This is a genomic window from Ferrovum myxofaciens, from assembly GCF_000735045.1.
Lineage (GTDB): Bacteria > Pseudomonadota > Gammaproteobacteria > Burkholderiales > Ferrovaceae > Ferrovum > Ferrovum myxofaciens.
The window spans coordinates 1-1532 of sequence record NZ_JPOQ01000245.1 but is presented as its reverse complement, the minus strand read 5'-3'; the positions used below and the strand labels follow the sequence as shown (position 1 = coordinate 1532).

Below are 1532 nucleotides of genomic sequence, written 5' to 3'. Positions count from 1 at the left end.
CACAACGCTGGTCAGGGGCTACCCGTAACTGGGAGCCTGTAGGTGCTGTCCAATTGAATCCGGAACGACAAGTTCGGTTGGCGGCTTAAGATGGTTGAGGCGACAGAAACCCTGAAAGACGCCGCCGGACTGATAGCCTTTTTTAGTAGCAAACACTGCTTTTAGATCAGGTATGTCTCTGGTTTTTCCTATCAGGGCATCAATTTTCTCAACGGACACACTAGAGTTATAGTCTTTGCATTCAATTACAGTCTTGTAGGTAAGACCGCCTAATTCGTATTCCCAGTAAATATCAAACTGACGTTCAATGCCGCAATTATCCAAAATTAATTTATTAACTTCGACGGTTATATTCTTCTGCGTAGTAATATTTTCAGCATTTAATAAAGCTTGCTGAAGACTGGAGACAAATAACTCATATTCTTTTCCATTGTTTGCCATTTTGTTCGCTCGCCGACTTGTGTGTTAAGGAAGATAACGTGGAGCTCAGGGGCGCTGCGCGGCTTTAATCGCGCAGCGTCCCTTGGAGCGCAGGGTTATTCGTGAGCAGCTCTTCGACTGCAAGAGGCGGCCGCTGTTTATGAAGCATGCGGTGGCAGTTTGCGCAAACCGGCCTTAGGTCTTTGATAGGGTCAATCAAGTATTCCTTGCCTATGTCGGCAATTGGCTTCAAGTGATGAATCTCAATGTAGTTCTCGCCAAGTGCTCCGTAGACTTTCTCGAAATTGAAACCACAAACGCAGCATGTATAGCCGTAATGCTCAATACATGCTTGGCGCGCGTGAGGGCTTCTGTCATAGGTTCTTGATGTGACTGTCTTGCTCTTGCCTTCCGCGTATAGCAGTACTTCGTTTGTCGTCGGGATCGGGAAACCGAATGCCGGGCTTTGCTGAATTTCAGAAAAGAGTTCGCTGGCGATGGGATCTGGCACCGATAAACCACTTGCTTGTGGCGACCAGTTGTAGGTGTGATACCTCTCCTGTAGCTGTTCGATCGAGATAATGGGCTTCTCGGATAGCACCCTGAATAACAGATCGGTTCGTAGCGCGGTCAATCCTTGCTTTGCCTTTTCTTCGTCCCAATGAGGGAGCGGGTAGGGGATCGAAGAGATATAACCGCAGCCGATAATTCCCTTGGGCTCTACGCCAAACTTGATGAGGAAGAAGATGTCGCCAACGATGATCCTTTTTGTGTTGCCGCAACTCCAGTAGATGTCGTATTGCTCGCCATCTCCGATGCGGCAAATTGCTTCTGGTTGGTCAGCCCACTTCCAACGCTTTGGGTTCCATGTGTAGAGATAAGCGCTCATCTAGTTCTCACGCATAACGTTAAGTATGCAGAACTTTTCAACTGTATGCAGGAGCCTGAACTTTAGACATTCGCGGGTTTTTCCAAATACCGAAGGCACCCATCTGCGCGATAAATATTTTCAAAAAATGCAAAAAACACTTGACATGAAATCCGATTTTCGAGGTCGCTGCGCTACCCGCTCGGGGTTGTTTTTGAAGCGGGTAGCGCAGCGACCAATGAAG

Annotated in this window: 2 protein-coding genes and 1 pseudogene; 1 reads left to right on the top strand and 2 read right to left on the bottom strand. The window is 47.7% G+C overall.

Annotated elements, in window-relative coordinates:
* Positions 1–123: 123 nt before the first annotated feature.
* Together IV91_RS0113200 and IV91_RS17490 are read right to left on the bottom strand one after the other, a co-directional pair.
* Positions 124–441, bottom strand: a pseudogene (locus IV91_RS0113200) (restriction endonuclease); the annotation flags it as partial.
* Positions 442–505: 64 nt separating this feature from the next.
* Positions 506–1309, bottom strand: a complete 804-nt coding sequence (locus IV91_RS17490; protein WP_084190115.1) for an HNH endonuclease — start codon at positions 1307–1309, stop codon at positions 506–508.
* A 25-nt stretch (positions 1310–1334) separates the two neighbouring features.
* On the opposite strand from IV91_RS17490, the gene IV91_RS19270 reads away from it, so the two are divergent.
* Positions 1335–1532: hypothetical protein (locus IV91_RS19270; protein ID WP_233418482.1), on the top strand; the 198-nt coding region annotated here is incomplete at its 3' end.